At 53.0% G+C, this 19,819-nt stretch carries 16 protein-coding genes and 2 pseudogenes; 8 read left to right on the plus strand and 10 right to left on the minus strand.

All coding sequences use genetic code 11. The features are described 5' to 3' along the window. Positions 1 to 216: pseudogene (locus IQ22_RS23720) on the plus strand (PAS domain-containing protein); the annotation flags it as partial. 183 nt (positions 217 to 399) lie between these two features. Here the strand turns inward: IQ22_RS23720 and IQ22_RS23725 are convergent. The 3 genes and pseudogenes from IQ22_RS23725 to IQ22_RS21990 form a co-directional block, all read right to left on the minus strand. Beyond that, a pseudogene (locus IQ22_RS23725) lies at positions 400 to 963 on the minus strand (isocitrate lyase/PEP mutase family protein); the annotation flags it as partial. Positions 964 to 1,071: 108 nt separating this feature from the next. After that, on the minus strand, positions 1,072 to 2,373 hold the full coding sequence (dctA, locus tag IQ22_RS21985; RefSeq protein ID WP_145145961.1) for a C4-dicarboxylate transporter DctA: 1,302 nt from the start codon (positions 2,371 to 2,373) through the stop codon (positions 1,072 to 1,074). A 101-nt stretch (positions 2,374 to 2,474) separates the two neighbouring features. Next, positions 2,475 to 3,644, minus strand: a complete 1,170-nt coding sequence (locus IQ22_RS21990) for a mandelate racemase/muconate lactonizing enzyme family protein (protein WP_145145962.1) — start codon at positions 3,642 to 3,644, stop codon at positions 2,475 to 2,477. 209 nt (positions 3,645 to 3,853) lie between these two features. Here IQ22_RS21990 and IQ22_RS21995 point away from each other — a divergent pair, with 209 nt between their 5' ends. Then, a complete protein-coding gene (locus IQ22_RS21995; protein ID WP_145145963.1) occupies positions 3,854 to 4,741 on the plus strand; it encodes a LysR family transcriptional regulator in 888 nt (295 codons plus the stop codon). Positions 4,742 to 4,863: 122 nt separating this feature from the next. Here the strand turns inward: IQ22_RS21995 and IQ22_RS22000 are convergent, their stop codons facing one another. Continuing rightward, a complete protein-coding gene (locus tag IQ22_RS22000) occupies positions 4,864 to 5,829 on the minus strand; it encodes an IS5 family transposase (RefSeq protein ID WP_145145964.1) in 966 nt (321 codons plus the stop codon). A 138-nt stretch (positions 5,830 to 5,967) separates the two neighbouring features. Then, a complete protein-coding gene (locus tag IQ22_RS22005) occupies positions 5,968 to 7,956 on the minus strand; it encodes a sigma-54-dependent Fis family transcriptional regulator (protein ID WP_145145965.1) in 1,989 nt (662 codons plus the stop codon). Positions 7,957 to 8,159: 203 nt separating this feature from the next. Between IQ22_RS22005 and IQ22_RS22010 the strand changes: the two genes are divergently transcribed. From IQ22_RS22010 to IQ22_RS22025, 4 genes are all read left to right on the plus strand, one after another. Continuing rightward, on the plus strand, positions 8,160 to 9,623 hold the full coding sequence (locus tag IQ22_RS22010) for a sugar porter family MFS transporter (protein WP_145145966.1): 1,464 nt from the start codon (positions 8,160 to 8,162) through the stop codon (positions 9,621 to 9,623). 30 nt (positions 9,624 to 9,653) lie between these two features. Continuing rightward, complete coding sequence (locus tag IQ22_RS22015; protein WP_145145967.1) at positions 9,654 to 10,661, plus strand: Gfo/Idh/MocA family oxidoreductase; 1,008 nt, start codon at positions 9,654 to 9,656, stop codon at positions 10,659 to 10,661. An 11-nt stretch (positions 10,662 to 10,672) separates the two neighbouring features. After that, complete coding sequence (locus IQ22_RS22020) at positions 10,673 to 11,464, plus strand: TIM barrel protein (protein ID WP_145145968.1); 792 nt, start codon at positions 10,673 to 10,675, stop codon at positions 11,462 to 11,464. 121 nt (positions 11,465 to 11,585) lie between these two features. Continuing rightward, entirely contained in the window at positions 11,586 to 12,512 is a 927-nt protein-coding gene (locus IQ22_RS22025) for a sugar ABC transporter substrate-binding protein (RefSeq protein ID WP_145145976.1), read from the plus strand. A gap of 304 nt (positions 12,513 to 12,816) precedes the next feature. Here the strand turns inward: IQ22_RS22025 and IQ22_RS22030 are convergent, their stop codons facing one another. The 5 genes from IQ22_RS22030 to IQ22_RS22050 form a co-directional block, all read right to left on the minus strand. Further along, on the minus strand, positions 12,817 to 13,875 hold the full coding sequence (locus tag IQ22_RS22030; RefSeq protein WP_145145969.1) for an NAD(P)-dependent alcohol dehydrogenase: 1,059 nt from the start codon (positions 13,873 to 13,875) through the stop codon (positions 12,817 to 12,819). Positions 13,876 to 14,064: 189 nt separating this feature from the next. Then, positions 14,065 to 15,084, minus strand: a complete 1,020-nt coding sequence (locus tag IQ22_RS22035; RefSeq protein WP_145145970.1) for a zinc-binding alcohol dehydrogenase family protein — start codon at positions 15,082 to 15,084, stop codon at positions 14,065 to 14,067. Positions 15,085 to 15,094: 10 nt separating this feature from the next. After that, on the minus strand, positions 15,095 to 15,388 hold the full coding sequence (locus tag IQ22_RS22040; RefSeq protein ID WP_145145971.1) for a putative quinol monooxygenase: 294 nt from the start codon (positions 15,386 to 15,388) through the stop codon (positions 15,095 to 15,097). Positions 15,389 to 15,490: 102 nt separating this feature from the next. Further along, the gene (locus IQ22_RS22045; protein WP_145145972.1) at positions 15,491 to 16,480 is read right to left on the minus strand and encodes a zinc-dependent alcohol dehydrogenase family protein; all 990 of its coding nucleotides are present in this window, start codon (positions 16,478 to 16,480) and stop codon (positions 15,491 to 15,493) included. A 132-nt stretch (positions 16,481 to 16,612) separates the two neighbouring features. Next, positions 16,613 to 17,704 carry an NADH:flavin oxidoreductase/NADH oxidase gene (locus tag IQ22_RS22050; RefSeq protein WP_145145973.1) on the minus strand — a complete coding sequence of 364 codons (1,092 nt, stop codon included), beginning with the start codon at positions 17,702 to 17,704 and terminating at the stop codon, positions 16,613 to 16,615. Between the two features lie 85 nt (positions 17,705 to 17,789). On the opposite strand from IQ22_RS22050, the gene IQ22_RS22055 reads away from it, so the two are divergent. Then, a complete protein-coding gene (locus IQ22_RS22055; protein ID WP_208733690.1) occupies positions 17,790 to 18,092 on the plus strand; it encodes an ArsR/SmtB family transcription factor in 303 nt (100 codons plus the stop codon). Between the two features lie 445 nt (positions 18,093 to 18,537). Continuing rightward, complete coding sequence (locus tag IQ22_RS22060; protein ID WP_145145975.1) at positions 18,538 to 19,662, plus strand: alkene reductase; 1,125 nt, start codon at positions 18,538 to 18,540, stop codon at positions 19,660 to 19,662. Positions 19,663 to 19,819: the final 157 nt, after the last annotated feature.

A 19,819-nucleotide genomic window follows, 5' to 3' on the forward strand; every position in this document is an offset into this window, starting at 1 on the left:
CTCGAAGGTCAAAGCTTGTATGACTTTGTATGGCATGAGGATATAGAAAAAACCCGGCAGGCTATTCTTCGGGCAGCCTCAAGCGATCATTTAACAAGCTTTGAGCACCGCTACCGTCACAGAGACGGGACCCCTCGCTGGATTTCCTGGCATTCTTCAGTTGAAGGCGACAGCTGCTATTTTTACGGCAGGCATATTACGGCGGAAAAGGAGCAGCAGCAGGCGTTATGGCAAGCCGAAGAACAGCTTCGGCAGGCCCAGAAGATGGAGGCAGTGGGTCAGTTAACCGGTGGCATCGCTCATGACTTCAACAATCTACTTGCTGGCATTATTGGCTCTTTAGAGTTATTAAAAAAGCATGTCTCCTATGGACGCACCGATAAGCTTGAGCGCTATGCAGACAAAACAGATCGCATCGGCGCCAGCTTTCTGATATGCAGCAGTTCTAGCCACACACTCATTCAGGAAGGTGATAACAGCATTCGTTCGGGCAATGATCGTAAGGGCATCATCAGATCGGGCCGCACGAGCTGCATGGATCTTCTTGACAGTCTCCTCAAAAGTAATAAGGACAGGCGACCTCTCGTTATATTGCGCAGGAAGATGAGTATCCTCTAACGTCAAGGCCGCAACGCCTGCATTTTGTAACTCCACTACAGTGCGCATGACGTTAAGCGCATTACCATAACCGTGGTCGGCGTCCGCAATGACTGGAATTTGTGCTTCTCGTCCAACCCGGCAGGCTTGCTCTGCAAGCTCACTTAGCGACATAAGAGAGATATCTAGCGCGCCCAACATTTGTAGGGAAGCAACTGAGCCGCCCAGAATAGCCACTTCAAATCCTAAATTCTCTGCCATACACACTGACATAGGATCGAATACGGAAGCTGCGAGCTTGCAGGAGTTAGCATAAAGAAGCCGATCAAAAGCCTTACGCAGATCATGGTGGAGCTTAAAGGTCATGGTGTAGCTCCGTCACGTCTAGACGGCGCGTCAATTGCTCAACGCGCCTTATCAGCTCATCTAGGGTCAGGAATTTTTAGGATGTATAGGGATTACTCGCGTCTATTCCTAGACTGCAAAGCGCTTGACCTTGAGCTTCGCTGCCTTGGTAATCGCTATCTCCTGTCTAGCTTTGGCAACGTCGAATGAATTGTCCCATTTAGCGATAGCAATGGTTCCGATCCCGTTTCCAATAAGGTTTGTAACCGCCCGTGCTTCGTTGAGAAAACGATCAATTCCTAGAAGCAGTACGAGCCCCACCAATGGAATCGAGTGGATTGTGGTTAATGTTGCAGCCAAGGTGATGAAGCCTGCACCAGCGACACCCGCCGAGCCTTTTGAGGTCAGTAACAAAACACCAAGGAGCACTGCTTGATCCATCAGGGTCAGGTGTGTGTTGGTTGCCTGTGCAACAAACACGGCAGCCATGGTGAGATAGATGCATGTACCGTCAGCATTAAAGGTGTAACCTGTAGGCAGAACCATGCCCACAACAGACTTTTCACACCCAAGCTTTTCAAGCTTAACCATCATCCTTGGAAGTACTGCTTCGGTGGAGCATGTGCCCAAGGTAATGAGAATTTCGTCCTTGAAATAACGCAAAAACTGCATCAAGGGTAAGCCAGACCATCTTGCTACCGCACCGAGCACAACAAATACGAAGAGCAGGGTCGTCAAGTAGAGTGCGACAAGCAATTGCCCCAAGGAGAGGAGAGTACCAATACCGTATTTACCAATGGTAAATGCCATCCCGGCTCCCGCTCCGATCGGCGCTAGACGCATTACCATCGCAACTATCTTGAACAATCCCTGCAGAAAGAGATCGATCATTGAAATCAGCGGCTTACTCACATCCCCCATTTGAACAAGCGCTACTCCCATTAACACGGAGAGAAGAATCACTTGCAACATTGATCCTTTCGCAAAGGCATCAATAAAGGTGGTCGGAATGATATTCATAAAGAAATCTATCGTTCCACCTTGTTCATGGGCAATCTGGTTGTATTTATTGATTGCACTACCATCCAAGGTGGCTGTATTGATGTTCATCCCAACGCCTGGCTTGACGATGTTGACCACAACCAAACCAATGACCAGCGCAATCGTAGAAAGCACCTCAAAGTAAATCAGAGCCTTTCCGCCAATGCGGCCAACTTCCTTGATGCTACCCATCTTGGCGATACCAACAACAACCGTACCAAAAATAATGGGCGCCAAGAGCATCTTGATAAGCTTGATAAAACCATCCGCAAGCGGTTGAAGCCTGGCGCCATATTCGGGCTGTACATAGCCGAACAGGCCGCCAATGATGATACCAATTAGAACTTGGACATAGAGCTGGCTGTACCAGCGAGACTTCGCGATTTCCACAGAATGCACCTCATTTTATTCTTATGATGGGCTGTGTGGTCAGGCCTCTTAAGGGCGCCTGAGTTTGCTGCCTCCCAATAGAGGCAGCAAAGGCACAGTGATCAGCTTTCGCCTAGTTCACGCATAACGGCATAGAGAGCCGATTTGGCTTCAAACCCAACGCCTGGGATATCCGGTAAACCAACATAGCTATTCTCGACACGAATGCCATCGGCAAAGCCACCAAACGGCTGGAACACATCAGGATAGGATTCGTTGCCGCCCAAATGTAGGCCTGCTGCAATGTTCAAAGACATCTGGTGACCGCCGTGAGGAACAACCCGGCGAGATGACCAGCCTAGCTCTTTCATGACGTCCAAGGTACGCATGTATTCAACCAGCCCGTAGGAAAGCGCACAGTCAAATTGAACATAGTCACGATCAGGGCGCATACCGCCATGGCGCAATAGGTTACGTGCATCCTGATGGGAGAACAGGTTTTCCCCTGTTGCCATTGGAAGATCATAGTGATTGGCAAGCTCTGCCTGCAGCGTATAATCTAAAGGATCACCTGCTTCTTCATACCAAAACAGGTTGTACTTGCTTATAGCCTCAGCATAGGCAATCGAGGTTTTAAGATCGAAACGGCCATTGGCATCTACTGCCAAGCGGCGACCATCGCCCACTACCTCTAGTACCGCTTCGATGCGACGAATGTCCTCGTCCAGCGGCACTGCCCCAATTTTCATTTTCACAACATCGTATCCGCGATCCAGATATCCCTGCATCTCGGCCTTGAGCTTGGTCTGGTCCTTGCCCGGATAGTAATAGCCGCCTGCGGCATAAACCCAAACTTTATCATCTGCTAAACCGTTACGATAACGATCAGCCAGTAGTCGATACAGAGGCTTGCCTTCTATCTTGGCTACGGCGTCCCATACAGCCATGTCGATTGTACCTACAGCAACCGAGCGTTCACCGTGTCCCCCTGGTTTCTCATTGGTCATCAGGGTCTTCCAGATGGCAAACGGGTCGAGGTTGTTGTTCTCCTGGTCAATCAATGATTCTGGGTCCGCTTCAGCGATTCGTGCCAGGAAACGATCACGCATCAGAGCACCCTGGCCGTAGCGCCCATTTGAGTTGAAACCGTAACCAACAACCGGCTTGCCGTCACGAATAACATCAGTGATGACCGCTACTACAGAGCAAGTCATCTTGGAGAAATCGATGTAAGCGTTAGCAATCGGGGATGCAATAGAAACAGTTTTTTCACGAATTTCAACGATGCGCATGGCGCGGTCCTCTTGTTGTGAAGCTTTAAACTAAGCTTCATTTTTTCACCTGCCTAATGCTGTTATTGAAGTAAGCGATGCCGAAATGGCATTACCTCTTGAAGGATCGGCTAGTTACATTCGGCTAGCGTGCGCCCTCCTGTTTAACTGGAGCCTAGTGGAGTAGCATGCTATAAATCCTCTGGATTCATGCTTAAACGGCATAGTTTATGGAACTGGTCTGGCTAGAAGACTTTATAGCTCTTGCAGAACAAGGCGGGTTCATCCGCGCGGCTCAGGCACGTCACGTGACCCAACCTGCGTTTAGCCGCCGAATACGTGCGTTGGAGGAATGGATAGGCGTAGAGTTGTTCAAGCGGACGGCCCAAGGTGCCACGCTGACGCCTGCAGGTGAGCACATCCTAAACAGTGTTCAGGATGCAGCCTTACGTTTGTACCGAATTCGAGATGAAGCACGTGAAATTGCTGGCACGGCTGCAAAAAGCCTTCGTTTTTCCGCGACTCATTCTCTTTCGTTTACCTTTTTCCCAAAATGGATTCGTCAATTAGGGCGAGGTGCGCCCATCGAAGCCGTTCGTTTACTTTCGGACAGCATGGCAGAGTGCGAGCGCATGCTGGTTCATGGGCAAGCCCAGTTTCTCTTAAGCCATCGTCATCCCGATGTACCTACTCTTTTACCTACTGGCCAATTCATTAGCAAAGCCGTTGGACAAGATACTCTTGTACCCTTGATGGGCGCAGAAGCAAATATTGAGGCGGACATCGAAACGCTTCCCTATCTAGCCTATACAAAAGAATCCGGCCTTGGTCGCATTTTAGAGCATCAATTAAGAGATAAAGCTGAATACCTGCATCTTCGGCCGTTCTTTAGTAGTCATCTAGCTGCAGTCTTGACGTCTATGGCTCTTGAGAATAAGGGGGTCGCTTGGCTACCAAACAGCTTGACCGAACAAGAGCAAGCTGAAGGTAACCTCATTCGAGCCCTGGATGAAAGCTGGGATATCCCATTACAGATACACCTGACCCGCCCAGTTGCACCGCTTCCATCATTTGCTGAGGCCTTTTGGCAAGACGTCAGTCATTCCTTTCAGCAATAAATACCTAAGGAAACTCAGATCAAGTCAGCAAGGACAGTCGATTGGCGACCGAATCGATTTTTAACCCGGTCTTCGGCGACAATCTTCACTAGAAACCCGGCTTTTGGCCGGGTTTCTGCATTTTATAGACGCACCTCTCCTGCATCGGTCAGCAAATGTCGGCGGGCCATCCACAGGTTCGACAGGGCGAACAGCGTGACCAACTGAGCGGTGTTCTTGGCCAGGCCCCGGAAGCGCACCTTGATATAGCCGAACTGCCGCTTGATCACCCGGAAAGGGTGCTCGACTTTGGATCGTACCTGCGCCTTGGCCTTGTAAAGGGCGCTGCGCTTGCTCAACTGCTTGTAAGTGCTGCGCCGGGCCGCGATCTGCCAGATGACCTGGCGACCTTCATGCTCGGCACGCTTCTCCACGCCGGTGTAGCCCGCATCGGCACAGACCACGTTCTCCTCCCCGTGCAGGAGTTTGTCGACCTGGGTGACATCCGCCACATTGGCCGCAGTCCCCACGACGCTGTGCACCAGGCCAGACTCGGCATCGGCACCGATATGCGCCTTCATGCCGAAGAAGTACTGATTGCCCTTCTTCGTCTGGTGCATCTCAGGATCGCGTTTGCCTTCTTTGTTCTTGGTTGAGCTGGGCGCATGGATGATGGTCGCATCAACGATAGTGCCCTGGCGTAGCGACAGCCCGCGTTCGCTCAAGTGGCCATTGATTACAGCCAGGATGCCCGTCGCCAGTTCGTGCTGCTCCAGCAGGTGGCGGAAGTTCATGATCGTGGTGTCTTCCGGAATACTGCCTTGGGTCAGCGACAGCTTGGCGAACTGGCGCAGCGAGGTGATCTCGTACAGCGCTTCCTCCATGGCCGGATCGCTCAGGGCGAACCAGTTCTGCAACAGGTGAATGCGCAGCATGGTTTCCAGGGGATACGGCGGACGGCCATTTCCAGCCTTTGGGTAGAACGGCTCGATCAGTGCCAGGAGACCAGCCCACGGCACCACCTGCTCCATTTCTACCAGAAAACGTTCGCGCCGGGTCTGTTTGCGTTTGCCGGCGTACTCGGCATCGGAAAAGCTCATCTGGGTCATACGGCGGCGCTCGGGTTTAGCAGAGGTGGCATTTCATCAGATCGGCCGGGACTTTTCCGGAGTTTCCTAAAGTGACTAGATTGATTTTTATTAGTAAAGCTTTAAGTTTTCTCGTTTACTTAAAGTTGCGTTTGAGATTTATTTTGCACGAAAGATATTTGCATCTAACCCTAATCGACTCATCTTGTTATATAAGCCCCCACGAGAGATCTTTAGCTGTTTCGCAGCTAACCGGATATTGCCCTGAGTATTCTTGAGAGCTGTTAGAATCGCATTCATTTCATGAGAACTTAAATCCACCTCTAGCGAGTCGTCAAGCACAGGTCGGTAGAATCCTTGGGTCATTTCGACTGGCAGATCTTCTGGTTGAATCAGTTTTTCTGTAGTCAGGTTCACCGCGCGTTCAATGATATTTTCCAGCTCACGTACATTGCCAGGCCAGATATAGGATAAAAGCCTGTTTAAAGCTGCGGGAGATATTCCTTGTATTGGCTTACGCAATGACTGTGCACAACGATCAAGAAAATGCTGTGCGAGTTGATGAATGTCCTCATGACGCATGCGCAGCGGTGGAACTGTTAAGGTCAATACATTAAGACGGTAGTAGAGATCTTCACGAAAAGCACCATTGGTAACGGCTTGGCTGAGGTTACGGTGAGTAGCCGCAATAATACGTACGTCTACCCGCTGTGATTTTTTCGCCCCTACCCGAGTGACTTCGCCTTCCTGCAATACTCGAAGCAAACTGACCTGAGCGTCAAAAGACATATCCCCGATTTCGTCGAGAAAGATTGTTCCCCCATCCGCCAGTTCGAACTTACCTGCTGACCCTCCTCGGGCTGATCCGGTAAAAGCCCCTTCCACATAGCCGAACAGTTCGCTTTGTACAAGGTCACGAGGAATAGCACCGCAGTTTACTGCGACAAAAGGTCCACGAGCGCGCTTGCTAGCATTGTGAATAGCTTGAGCGAACAACTCCTTACCCGTACCGCTTTCACCTAGAATTAACGTTGTCGAGTCGCTTCGACTTGCAATCCGTGCCAGACGCAAAGCATCTTGCATAACGCGAGATGAACCAAGGATAGTTTCGAAAGTATAGCTAGCCTGCGTACCAATAATGCGACGTGTAATCTCATGGATTCGTCGGTTCTCACGCAAGGACACTATGCGCCCTCCCTGCTCAAGGGGACAGATGGACGCCAGGCAATTCAGGTAGGTACCGTCATGCAGCTGGAAAGTACAATCCAGATCATATACTCCTTTACCGTCCGCACAGAACAGAAGTTCTGTAGTTAACTCGCTGCGCCCGAGGCTTTGGAAAGATGAACCAAGTAGATTCTTCTCAACCCTAAGGATCTGTCGTGCATAACGATTAAGAGCTTTAATTGAACCCCTATCATCGAGTAAAACCAAACCTTCATTAAGCACCTCAAGAACTGTCTGCTGCTCTTCTAGGAGGTTTTGCAGAGCCAGCTGGCGCGATACAGCTTCGGCCGCGGCCTGAACGGTACCTAGCGTATGAAAATGGAACCAGCCTGGCTCTGCCGTCAGGGTAAGAATGGCTATGGTTCGCCCATTTGCATCTCGGATCGGCGCTGCCGCACAATGCATAAGACGGCTGCGCAGGCGCGCTTCAAAATTCTCTTCCGATAACAGATATACGAGACGGTCTTTGGCAATCGTCAAGCCTGTGCAATTAGTGCCTTGAATAGCTTCTACCAGTTGACTGCCAACAGGTGTCAGGTCCATACCACAGTAATACAGCGTCGTCCCGTCAGCATCAGTCAAATTGACATGACCTCTAGGGTTATATGCCAATAGCTCCTCCATGACGTTTGCCGCCGTTTCAATCAGTAAATGATTGTGTTCCAACTTAGCCGTCAGTGTTTCAGCCTCAACAAAACGATATTCAACGTTATTGGGGTCTAGTCCCAAATCGATACTTCGCAGCCATGAATCCCATACCACTTGTCTGACCCCAGCCGGACGGTGCCGTAGTCCTTTAAGGCAAGCCTGCCAAGCCCACTCTAGATCGGGTATCGGCCCAATGCTCAGAGAGCCGGGGTTTAAAGATGTCAGGTAATCAAGATCTTCTTGAGCGCACGCCATGTTCCTATAAGCTGTCATTGCTAGGTATCACCTATGTCTATTTTTTATACATGCCAGTATAGACATGTCATCTATTTAGACAATTCTTATATTGATTGATTATCTAAAGCCCTTTTAAATCAATTACTTAATTAATTGGCATATAGCTTGCTATATCTTGTTTAAGCAACTGGGCTTAACATTTGTTACTAGCGTTCAAACAACAAAAATAAGGTCCTCAGATGAGCTACAAACTATATAACTTGCCTCTTATTTTAAGAATTTGCGCTATCGCCTCATTGGGCGGTTTTATTCTTGGATACGACGCGTCGGTTATCTCAGGCGCTATCGAGCCGTTGGCTGACTACTTTCAACTCTCTCCTGCTCAAAGTGGTTGGGCTGTCTCTAACGTTATTTTTGGCTGCATTATTGGCGCATATGGGGTGGGCTTTTTGGCTAACCGTATTGGGCGCCAGAAAACACTAATCGTTGCAGCCATTCTTTTCTTAATCTCAGCGGTAGGCTCAGCCCTTTCGACTACTTTCTTTTGGTTTGTCGCTTATCGAATGCTGGGTGGCTTGGCTGTTGGCATGGCCTCTACAGCAACCCCTCTTTATACGGCAGAAATATCACCTAAGGAGTATCGCGGTCGAATGCTGGGCTTACAGCAATTAATCATGGTTGCGGGCCAGGTTTTGGTTTACGTAATCAATTTTCTTATTGCCTATGGCATGAGTAATGAGTGGCTGATCGATAAAGGCTGGCGCTGGATGCTGGGCTCCGAGGCTGTGCCTTGTATAGTTTTTCTAGCGTTGGTTGCTTTTCTGCCAGAGTCGCCTCGCTGGCAGATTATGACTGGTCGTAGCGACAAAGCCTTATCAACGCTTACACGACTTTCCACTGCCGAGCACGCTAATGTTCTGCTCAATGAAATAAATACTTCCATTGCCGAAGAAAAGGACATTGAACGTCAAGCAAAAAGAACTCGTTTACTGAGCAACCCCAAATTGATGTATATCTTGCTGATAGGGTGCAGTATTGCTGTTCTGCAACAGTTGTTTGGCATCAATATATTGATGTATTACGCGCCCTCGCTTCTGCAGGCCATGAAAGTGAGCACTCAGGATGCTCTTCTGCAAACAATTTTCATTGGCTCAGCTAACTTTATCGGCATTCTGTTAGCGATTCGCTACGTTGATCAGATTGGACGTGTGCCTTTACTGCGCTGGGGCGCATTTGGCTGTTTCGCCACCATGTTGATTACTGCCTGTGCCATCTGGAGCGGACATCAAGGTGTGCTGCCCGTCATTGGACTCACTGCTTTTGTTCTCGTGTTTGGCTTCTCATGGAGTCTGGGCGCCTGGCTGTTAATCTCGGAAATGTTCCCCAACCGCATGCGTGCTGTAGCCATGGGTATGTCGTTCAGCACCATGTACGTTGCGAATTTTCTAGTTGCTCAGACCTTTCCAGTCTTCAACCGCAATCCTTATCTGCTAGAACATTTTAATGGTGCCTTTCCACTCTTGATCTGTGCTGCCTTCTGTTTGGTGGGCTTCTGGTTTGTTCACCGCTTTCTTCCTGAAACCAAGGGCGTGGCCTTGGAAAAGATCGAGCCCGTGATGCTTTCCAAATCTCGCCGCTTCGGCCCATCCGGGCCTTGCCTTGGGCACGGGAATAAAAAACTTACTTTCAAAACACAGTCCTGACTTTAAGCCACAACAACAAGGAGTCACCTCATGAAAGAAGCTAAAATGATTCGCTTAGGACTTATTGGCGCAGGCCGCATGGGCAGTTTCCATGCGCAGACAGCTGCTCGACATATTCCTGGTGCTTGCTTGGCAGCAATAGCCGATCCGACACAGGGTCAGGCCGCCCTTCTCGCTGAAAAGTTGGGAGTTCAAAAGGTCTACATCGATCCTCAGCAATTATTGGATGACCCGGACATCGACGGCGTACTTATCGCTTCGCCTGCTCGCACACATGCCGAACTAGTAATCAGCGCAGCTCAAGCCGGCAAAGGTATCTTTTGCGAGAAGCCTATGGCTATAACGTTGGAAGAACTCGATCAAGCTATTGACGCCGCTGATAAAGCAGGAGTGACGCTTCAGGTTGGCTTCAATCGTCGTTTTGCCAAAGGCTTTCAGACAGCTCATCAAGATGTGGTTGCAGGACGCATCGGTACGCCTCAACTGCTACGCTCACTAACACGTGACCCTGCCTTAACCAATCCCGCAGGTGTGCCTCAGTGGGTGATTTTTTTGGAGACCTTGATTCATGATTTTGATGCTCTGAACTATCTGAATCCAGGTGCCAAGGCGATAGAAGTCTATGCCATGGCCGATGCATTAGTTGCGCCTGCATACAAAGACAAAGGCTTACTTGATACAGCCATTGTGACGATCCGCTTTAACAATGGCGCACTCGCTACGGCAGAAGCTAATTTCCAGGCCGTCTATGGCTACGATGTTCGAGGCGAGGTTTTTGGCAGTGCCGGCATGCTGACTATGGGCGGGATAGCCCAGTCTGATCTTGTCCGCTATGTAGCGGACGGTATCCAGACAGACACCATGCGAATGGATACCGATCTGCTTCGGGATGCCTATATTGCCGAACTCAATCATTTTGTTGACTGCTTGCGTACCGGTGAAACGCCTCTTGCCACAGGCAAAGATGCTCGCGCGGCGCTTGTTATTGCTCGTGCATGCATCGAGTCGGTTCAACAAGGCAAGCCTGTCCGCTTGTAAGGAGCGCAAGCATGAATACTATAGCTTTCAAACTGGCCGTTAGCGCTGAAATGGTGTTCTTGGATTTACCGTTTGTAGAGCGTGTTCGTCGTATTCACGAATTGGGCTTTAGTGCAGAGATCTGGAACTGGACTCAAAAGGATATCCCCGCTCTAGTAGCCACGGGCGCGGATTTTACTTCAATGACAGGATATATTTCAGGAGGTCTGATTGACTCTGATGAAATATCGTCCCTGCTTAACAGCGCACGAGAATCGCTGACTATTGCCGAGCAGTTGGGTTGTCCATGTCTTAATTTGCATGGAGCCGGCCTGGACAGTAAGGGCCTACCGGTCAGACCCATTACGCAAACTAGCGGGCGTATGTGGCTCAGTGCATGTAAAACATTGGAAAAAATCGCAAGACTGGGAGAAGAAGCCGGAAAAGTGTTTTTGCTAGAAAACCTTAATACACAGGTAGATCATCCTGGGACTCCTTTTGCTCGTGCCGAAGATACGCTTTCGCTGGTTGAAGCGGTTGGCAGCCCCTATTTGAAAATGAATCTTGATCTTTATCATGCCCAAATAGGTGAGGGAAACCTGATTGAGCTTATCCAGCGTGCAGGCCCCGCTATTGGAGAAGTTCAAGTAGCAGACGTACCAGGCCGGATGGAACCGGGAACAGGTGAGATTAATTACCCTGCCATAGCCAGAGCGCTGTATCAGATGGGGTATACCGGCGTTGTGGGGCTGGAGGGATGGGCTTCAGGCGACCCTGAGCTGGCGCTTGAACGCTTCCGACAGGCTTTTGCTCCAATATCGTAGTGAGCTCAGCCGCCTAAGTGAAGATATCTACACCCTAATAGGGATCTATTGGCTTTCTCGCTGGGCTTCTTGCAGCGAGAAAGCCAAGGGCTTTCATTTTATAAAAACAAAAGGAAACATCATGTCTCGCTGCAGGATCTTCTTTGCTTCTTTGCTTCTATTGTTCAGCCAGCTGACGCTAGCTGACTACCGTATTGGAATAAGTATTGCCCAAGTCGACGACAACTTTATGACCTATGTGCGTCGAGGACTGGAAGACGCTGCGAAAAAGGAAAACATTCAGGTCCAGTTTGAAGATGCGCAAGGTGACGTGGTTCGTCAGCTTAATCAAATTCAAAACTTTTTAAGCCAAAAGGTAGATGCGGTGATCGTACTGCCTGTTGATACAGCTGCCACGGCCAACATTACTCGTGCAGCTGTAAAAGCTAAAACTCCACTGGTTTATGTCAATCGTCGACCGGATGAGCATCCCCTTCCCAAGGGAGTAGTGGCTGTAGCTTCTGATGACATGCAGGCAGGGCAACTACAAATGCGCTACCTTGCGGAAAAGATGGGCGGAAAAGGCAACCTCGCGATTATCATGGGAGATCTGGTCCATAACGCGACGCATGGACGTACCGAAGGCGTTAAGCAGGTACTCAAGGAGTATCCTGATATTAAGATTGTGGAAGAGCAAACGGCTGACTGGCAACGCAGCAAAGGAATGGACCTTACCAGCAACTGGACCCTAGCTGGAGTCAACTTCGATGCCGTCGTGGCAAACAACGATGAAATGGCCATCGGCGCGGCCATGGCCTTGCAGCAACTTGGAAAACCTAAAGGCTCAACTCCTATTGTTGGGGTCGATGGCTTGCCTGACGGTCTTGCCGCTATCAAGCGCGGTATGCTGGCAGCTACTGTATTTCAAGATCCTTGGGGGCAAGCGACTAGCGCTATGCAATCCGCCATTAAAATGATCAACGGAGAGTCTGTTGAAACTAATGTGTGGGTTCCTTACCAGTTAGTATTACCTGACCAAGTAGCTGTTTTTGAAAAACGCTTTAGGTGAGACATGGAGGGAGCTTGTTTCACTCCTCCCGCAGCTTTAGAGGGTGTAGGCAAATACAATGCTTACACCCTTTCACTAATGAAACAGGCGTTGGTTTACTATTGGGTGAGTGCTTAGGATCTTGTGGGGTTGCAGAAGGCACAAACACATGACTACCTATCCCAACCAGAAGACATTGAACCTGAATTATCTGCCTGTTTGGCCAAAGTAACCTTTTTTTGACCATGAGGGTGACGCGATACAGTCGGACGTACGTATCTCGCAACAACGAAAGAGGCCATGGATGCCCATGGCCTACCACGGGTCAGGCAGACTTAAGCGAGGCCATATCAATGACGAAACGGTACTTCACGTCGCTCTTGAGCATGCGCTCGTAGGCTTCGTTGATGTTCTGAATGTCAATCATCTCGATATCCGAGACGATATTGTGCTCGGCACAGAAATCGAGCATCTCTTGAGTCTCTGCGATACCGCCAATAAGCGAGCCAGCCAGACGACGACGCTTGAAAATGAGGTTGAATACACTTGGCGATGGGTGGGGGGACTCGGGCGCGCCCACCAATGTCATGGTCGCGTCGCGCTTGAGCAGGGATAGAAACGCGTCGAGATCATGTGGGGCCGCAACGGTATTCAGGATGAAATCGAAGCTGTTCACGTGCGCTTCCATCTCCTCCTTATTTTTCGATACCACGACTTCGCTAGCACCCAGGCGCAGGGCATCTTCTTTCTTACCCGGTGAGGTGGTGAACAGAACCACATGGGCGCCCATGGCGTTAGCGATCTTAACGGCCATGTGACCCAGACCACCGAGACCGACCACGCCGACTTTCTGACCAGGCCCGACCTTCCACTGACGCAGCGGCGAATATGTCGTGATACCTGCGCACAGCAGCGGCGCAACAGCGGCAAGATCGCCTTCGCCATGAGAAATGCGCAAAGCGAATTTCTCGTTCACCACGATGTTGTCCGAGTAACCCCCGAACGTATTCTCGCTGCCGCCTAAAACATTTCCGTTGTAGGTGCCGACGAAACCGTTCTCGCAGTATTGCTCCAGGCCTTCGCCGCAGGACGGGCAGCTCTGGCAGCTATCGACCATACAGCCGACGCCGGCGAGGTCGCCGACCTTGAAGGCTTTGACCGAATCGCCTACAGCTGTAACGCGCCCGACAATCTCATGGCCTGGGACGGAGGGGTATATCGTGTTGTTCCATTCATTACGGGCGGTATGCAGATCCGAATGGCAGACGCCGCAATAGAGGATCTCGATTTTGACGTCGTTCAGTCCTACAGCGCGGCGTGTGAATGAATAGGGTGCGAGCGGTGCGCTCGGGTCAAGGGCGGCATAGCCGGTGGCGTTGTTCATGAAGGGTGTTCCTTTCAGTTAGACGCAATGGATGGATGCATTGAAATCGGGACGGTCTCGCAAGACCGGTCCCCAATTTCCAAAGACAGTGCTCTGTTCAAACCGCCCATCGATGTACAGATGGGCGGTGCTACTGGGATTCACCGGTGGCTACCCTCCCTCCTTCACGAGGCGGTAGCCAACGTCCAGTCAGAAGCCTTCCAGCACAATCTTGCCCTTTGCCTTTCCAATTTCGAGCAGCGCATGGGCACGACGAAGATTCTCGGCGCTGATACGCCCATAGTTGTCGCCAACGGTGGTGCGCAGGACGCCCGCATCAATCTGCCGCGCAACTTCATTGAGGATGTTGTGCTGCTCCTGCATGTCCTCTGTCTCGTACAGCGAGCGGGTGTACATCAGCTCCCAGTGCAGCGACAGGCTCTTTCGCTTCAGCGGTACGACGTCCAGGGTCGCCGGATCATCGATCAGTCCAAGCCTGCCCTGCGGCTTCAGCGACTCGATGATTTGCTCGTAGTGCCGGTCGGTCTGGGTCAGGCTTGCGACATAGTTGACTTCCGGGATACCGATGCGCTTGAGCTCGTCGCTGAGCGGCTTGGTGTGGTCGATGACATGATGCGCGCCAAGCTCGGTGACCCAAGCTTGAGTCTCGGGGCGCGAAGCCGTACCAATGATGGTCAAGCCGGTGAACTGCCGCGCCAGCTGAGTCAGGATCGAACCCACCCCACCTGCCGCTCCAATGATCAACAGTGTTTCGCCCCGGTCGGAGGTATCGCGTGCAACACCGAGGCGATCAAAGAGCAACTCCCAAGCAGTCAGGGACGTCAGGGGCAGTGCCGCAGCCTGGGCGAACTCCAGCGACTGTGGCATCGATCCGACAATGCGCTCATCTACCAGCTGCAACTCACTGTTGCTGCCCGGGCGGATCAGCGACCCGGCGTACCAGACCTTGTCACCGGGCTTGAACAGCGTTACGTCGGAGCCGACCGACTTGACCACGCCGGCCGCGTCCCAGCCAAGTATGCGCGGCTGGCTTTCGTCCGCGTGCGGTACGTAGCCCTGCCGCACTTTGGTATCGACGGGGTTGACCGATACGGCCTTGACTTCTACCAGCAGGTCGCGCGGCCCCGGCACTGGCTCGGGTAGATCAATCTCCACGAGAGAGTCAGGATTCTCAACAGGCAGACATTTGAAGTGTGCAATCGCTTTCATTCGGAGCTCCTCAGGAGACGCGGTACATTTTCGTGACGGAGAATTTTTCAGCAGCGCGCTCGATGACTGGCAGCGCCGCCTGGAAGTGCGGAGTCGCTTCGTGCGCGGTCAGCGCCGCTTCGTCCCGCCACTGCTCGACCATGTGAAAGGTGCCAGCCTGCTCGGCATCTTTGTGAAAGTCATATTGAATACAGTCCGCTTCGGCTCGACTTGGGCCCTGTAGCCCCTGCAGCGTCTGCTGGAGTTCGGCTTCGAAGCCGGCCTTGGCGACCTGCGTGGCAACCAGTGTGAGAGGGGTGGTCATCAAACCTCCTGTCTGTGTGCGATAAAAACAGAGAACGCATCGGCTGGGACGGATGATCGAAGATGTCCAAGCCAGCCATGCAGCGATGAAGCTAAACCTGCGTTACAGCGCGACAACAATCTTGCCCACCTGGGCATTGGACTCCATATAGCGGTGAGCCTCGGCCATCTCGTCGAAGCTGAATGTACGGTCGATTACCGGTCGCAGCTGTCCGCCGGCGAGCCCTTCGTTGATGAAGTGCTTGGCCCGTTCGAGTTTTTCCTGATCTTCGGTGATCTCGAAAAGCTGATAACCGCGCAGCGTCAGATGCTTGCCGAGCAGGTCCATGACCGACACCGGGATATCCCGAGTGTCCAAAGCGCCGTACTGGAAGAAGATGCCGTGCTTTGATAACGCCTTGAGCACCAGGGCCACTTCGGGCCCGCCAACCGGATCGAACGCCATGCGAGCACCCTGGCCCCCGGTGATAGCCATGACCTCGGCCACCATGTCTTGCTCTTGAGTCGCTATGACGGCCGCCGCCCCTGCCTGAAGCAAGGCCTCACGCTTGTCGCTGGTGCGGGTCAGCGCCACGGGGATGGCGCCTACCATGTTCGCAATCTGAATCGCGGCCAGCCCCACGCTGCTGGATGCAGCACGAATCAGCACCGCCTCGCCCGCCTGCAGCCCACCGAGTTCGATCAGAGCGCCATAGGCCGTGACAAACTTCATCCAGGTTGCCGCTGCTTCGACGAAAGAAAGCGCCTCCGGGTGCTTAACCACCGCATGTGCCGGTGCGTTGACCAACTCTCCATACAAACCATATTCGGCAAAGGAGAAAGCCGGCACTACGCTGACGACATCGCCAGGGGCGAAACCGACCACATCGGAACCAACGGCCGACACTGTTCCGGCCGCCTCATAGCCCAACATGGCGGGAAAATTCGGTTCGATAACGTACTGGCCTGTGCGGTACATCACCTCGGCGCGGTTGATGCCGAGCGCCTTGACGCGAATTTGAACTTCGTTCGGGCCGGGGGCGGGCACCTCGACCTCGTCGATCTGGAGAACCTCGGGGCCACCTGTGCGATGAAAGCGTATGACGCGAGACATAGCGTAATCCTCAGCTAATGGTTACGAAGAGGCCGAGCCATGGACGGCTCAGCCAGGCAGCCACCAGAGCTCAAAGGCGCTGGTGCAGCGGACGATTAGCTGCCACTCAGGGCCGCTGTCGCCCCGACGGGATCACTTGTAGCGTTCCAGCCAGTGGGCATAGGGCGCCGGCAATGTCCAGGACGCACGTTCCACATCCAGCTCCTTGGCGGCGAAGTATGACCAGTTCGGGTTGCCCAGATGCGCTCGGCCAATCATCGCCAGATCCAGCTGCCCGCTGCTGACCGCTTCTTCAGCGACGCTTGGGGTGCCGAAGCCCCATGCCGAGGCCACCGGTATCCCCGCCTCGCGCCCTACACGCTGGGCAACTTCGCCCATGAAGCCGGGCGCCCACGGGATGTTGGTCTCAGGAATGGTAAAGCCGATACTGACGCTCAGCAGGTCCAGTCCTCCGTTCTTGAAACGACGTGTCAGTTCGATCGCCTCGGACAAGGTCTGTTCGTCCCGGCCATCGTATTCGATGACACCCAGACGAGCGGTCAGTGGCAGGTGCTCCGGCCAAACCTCGCGAACCGCCGCCAGCGTTTCCAGAAGGAAGCGGCTGCGGTTGTCGAAACTGCCGCCATAGGCGTCATCACGACGGTTGGAGTGATCGGAGAGGAATGACTGGGCCAGATAGCCATGGGCGAAATGCAGCTCCAGCCACTCGAAGCCAGCGTCACGTGCACGGCGAGCGGCGGAAACGAAATCCTCACGCACCCGGGCAATGTCTTCCAGCGTCATGGCTTTCGGCTGCTTACCGAGGTGGTCACCAAAGGCAACGGCCGAAGGGGCAATGGTCTGCCAGCCACGCGAGTCATCCTCAGCGATATGGTCATCGCCTTCCCAAGGGCGGTTGGCGCTCGCCTTGCGCCCAGCGTGGGCAATCTGGAGCCCGGGCACGGCGCCGGCGGCCTTGATCGACTGCACCACCGGCACGAAGGCCTGGGCCAGCTCATCATTCCAGATACCCGCGCAGCCGGGCGTGATTCGCCCTTCGGGCGCGACTGCGGTTGCCTCGACAATCACCAGCCCCGCTCCGCCCCGCGCAAGGGAGGCGTAGTGCACGCTGTGCCAATCGTTGATCAGGCCATCGTCGGCCGAGTACATGCACATGGGGGGAATCGCGATCCGGTTTCGAAGCGTGACGTCTTTGAGCGTGAAAGGTTGAAACAGCGCACCCATTAAAATTTCTCCGGGGCTTGGTATTACTTAAATTCGATAATATTCGAACTATGGGCCATAGAGCAAACCCGTGTATGATTCGTTCATGCGCACCTTCAAACATCCCCCTCTTAGCGAATTCGTTCTTGAGCGTCTGCTGTACGCCTTGAGCGATCCGGTGCGCCTGGAGATCGTTCGGCGTCTCGCAGAGCTTGGCGAGGCCAGCTGTGGCGAGCTTGACGGTGGCCGTCCAAAGTCGACCATGTCCCATCACTTCCGGGTGCTGCGAGACGCGGGTTTGGTTCAAACCCAGACCATCGGCACCACCCACATGAACGCGTTGCGCCGGGATGATTTGAACAATCGATTCCCAGGCCTGTTGGAAACGATCCTTTCCCAGCATGACTGATGCTGGGTTGTACGATACGCAGTGACGTTACCGCCAACCCGTCTCCATGCTGGTCTGCCTCAGTTAGCCAACCGGCTAGCGATCTAACCCTCTCGATCTGTCAGACAGCAACACGCTGCGCGTATGACGGCTGCAAATGCAGGGCGCTCAAGCAGAGCACGCCTCAAGCCTTGATCAACAGACAACCCCGCGTTCTGCTGTTTCCTTAGACACTAAGCCACTGCTCTGACGCTACGGCTACCGAGCCAAGAAGTTGCTTGGCCACCGTTACATGTTATGATATCTAGATATTGACATTTACCGATATCCAATAGAGGATGCCAGCCTCTAACGGTCACTGCGAGCCCCGACGACTTCGCCGAAAGGCCGGGACAGTGATTCATCTATGCGTCGAGGCTGTCCTCATCGCTAATATTCATAATTTGAGATATCCAAATATTACATTATGAACCATAAAGCACTTTTTACCCCGACTTCGCTTGGCACCCTCACTCTGCCCAACCGCATCGTACTGCCTCCGCTGACTCGCTCGCGCAGCTCGCAGCCAGGCAACATTCCTAACGCGCTCATGGCAACCTATTACCGGCAAAGAGCCGGTGCTGGCTTCATGGTGACGGAAGGCACCCAGATCGAGCCGCGAGGCCAGGGGTATGCCTGGACACCCGGCATTCACAGTCCGGAGCAGATCGAAGGCTGGAAAGCCGTCACCCAGGCGGTGCATGCCGAGGGCGGTGTGATCTTTGCGCAGTTGTGGCACGTCGGGCGTGTGTCCCACACCTCGTTACAACCCGCCGGTGCCGAGCCCGTCGCGCCATCCGCCATCCCGGCAACCAACGTCAAGGTATTCGTCGAGACCGGACCCGGCGAAGGGATGCTGGCTGATCCGTCCACCCCGAGAGCGCTCTCCAATGACGAGGTGAAAGCGCTTGTGCAGCTTTACGCCCAAGCTGCGCGCAACGCGCTGGAGGCGGGTTTTGACGGTGTCGAGATCCATTGCGCTAATGGCTATCTGGTCAACCAATTTATCTCGGCGCATACCAATGTCCGAACGGACGAATACGGCGGATCGCTACTCAATCGGCTGCGCTTTCTGCGCGAGGTAACACAGGCTGTCGCCGATGCCGTTGGCCCTGAGCGGCTGGGCATTCGCTTTGCGCCACTGTTTGCCAGCACGGATGAGGAGCGCGTCTATCTCGGACTCGTCGAAGAGAACCCTCACGAGACCTATATAGAAGCCGTGAAAATTCTGGAGGAGATCGGCGTCGCTTATCTGTCTCTGGCCGAGGCCGACTGGGACAGCGCGCCCGAGCTGCCCGACAGCTTCAGGAAGGCCGTCCGTGCGGCGTTTAGCGGCAAGATTATTTACGCAGGTAGATACACTCCGGAGCGCGCCGTAGAGGCAATCGAAGCCGGTTGGGCAGACTTGATCGCTTTCGGTCGGGCGTTTATTGCTAACCCCGACCTGCCGGTGCGTTTCGCCAACGGTTGGCAGCTGAACGCTCTCGACCCGAGCAGCATGTACGGCGGCACGGAAAAGGGCTACATCGACTACCCAGCCCACACAGGCTGAATCGCTCGCTGCGTGCACTGTAACCCAGGGCACGCAGCGATTCGGCGCAAAGTATCGTAAGATCGCGAAAACCCATTACCCGCTGCGAATATGACCATAGACGTTAGTGAAGCGCTGAAGGCGTTGGACAACCCTACCCGGTTAGCCATTCTTACCT

Source organism: Pseudomonas duriflava (assembly GCF_007830155.1).
GTDB classification, from domain to species: Bacteria; Pseudomonadota; Gammaproteobacteria; order Pseudomonadales; family Pseudomonadaceae; genus Chryseomonas; species Chryseomonas duriflava.

What these genes read in the sequence shown, in the direction of transcription:
- IQ22_RS22030 (WP_145145969.1), bottom strand. Translation starts at nt 13,875, where the DNA reads ATGAACAACGCCACCGGCTATGCCGCCCTTGACCCGAGCGCACCGCTC.
- IQ22_RS22000 (WP_145145964.1), bottom strand. Translation starts at nt 5,829, where the DNA reads ATGACCCAGATGAGCTTTTCCGATGCCGAGTACGCCGGCAAACGCAAA.
- IQ22_RS22015 (WP_145145967.1), top strand. Translation starts at nt 9,654, where the DNA reads ATGAAAGAAGCTAAAATGATTCGCTTAGGACTTATTGGCGCAGGCCGC.
- IQ22_RS22055 (WP_208733690.1), top strand. Translation starts at nt 17,790, where the DNA reads ATGCGCACCTTCAAACATCCCCCTCTTAGCGAATTCGTTCTTGAGCGT.
- IQ22_RS22020 (WP_145145968.1), top strand. Translation starts at nt 10,673, where the DNA reads ATGAATACTATAGCTTTCAAACTGGCCGTTAGCGCTGAAATGGTGTTC.
- IQ22_RS22035 (WP_145145970.1), bottom strand. Translation starts at nt 15,084, where the DNA reads ATGAAAGCGATTGCACACTTCAAATGTCTGCCTGTTGAGAATCCTGAC.
- IQ22_RS22010 (WP_145145966.1), top strand. Translation starts at nt 8,160, where the DNA reads ATGAGCTACAAACTATATAACTTGCCTCTTATTTTAAGAATTTGCGCT.
- IQ22_RS22050 (WP_145145973.1), bottom strand. Translation starts at nt 17,704, where the DNA reads ATGGGTGCGCTGTTTCAACCTTTCACGCTCAAAGACGTCACGCTTCGA.
- IQ22_RS22045 (WP_145145972.1), bottom strand. Translation starts at nt 16,480, where the DNA reads ATGTCTCGCGTCATACGCTTTCATCGCACAGGTGGCCCCGAGGTTCTC.
- IQ22_RS22040 (WP_145145971.1), bottom strand. Translation starts at nt 15,388, where the DNA reads ATGACCACCCCTCTCACACTGGTTGCCACGCAGGTCGCCAAGGCCGGC.
- IQ22_RS22025 (WP_145145976.1), top strand. Translation starts at nt 11,586, where the DNA reads ATGTCTCGCTGCAGGATCTTCTTTGCTTCTTTGCTTCTATTGTTCAGC.
- IQ22_RS21990 (WP_145145962.1), bottom strand. Translation starts at nt 3,644, where the DNA reads ATGCGCATCGTTGAAATTCGTGAAAAAACTGTTTCTATTGCATCCCCG.
- IQ22_RS22005 (WP_145145965.1), bottom strand. Translation starts at nt 7,956, where the DNA reads ATGACAGCTTATAGGAACATGGCGTGCGCTCAAGAAGATCTTGATTAC.
- IQ22_RS21995 (WP_145145963.1), top strand. Translation starts at nt 3,854, where the DNA reads ATGGAACTGGTCTGGCTAGAAGACTTTATAGCTCTTGCAGAACAAGGC.
- IQ22_RS22060 (WP_145145975.1), top strand. Translation starts at nt 18,538, where the DNA reads ATGAACCATAAAGCACTTTTTACCCCGACTTCGCTTGGCACCCTCACT.